General features: G+C 58.7%; 1 pseudogene. It reads left to right on the forward strand.

Going from position 1 to position 208, the window contains the following annotated elements:
- Positions 1–208 (forward strand): annotated as a pseudogene (locus AF337_RS12685) (Tautomerase enzyme); the annotation flags it as partial.

Genomic DNA, 208 nt, shown 5'->3' on the forward strand with positions numbered 1-208 from the left:
GTGCTCGATGCCGCCGGCTTGACCGGCAATGACTTCATGACAGCCAATATTATCGGCACGATCAATGTGCTGCCGCAGGAGCATGTGCTTGCGGCGGGAGAGCCGATCGCTGCAGCCTTCGTCGAGCTCAAGCTGCCCGAGATCGCGCTGGTGAGCGCTGAAGCAAAACAGGCTTTCTTCGAAAAAGCGGCCGATGTCATCGAACAGG

The sequence above is a fragment of the Rhizobium ecuadorense genome (assembly GCF_001187535.1).
Classification (GTDB): domain Bacteria; phylum Pseudomonadota; class Alphaproteobacteria; order Rhizobiales; family Rhizobiaceae; genus Rhizobium; species Rhizobium ecuadorense.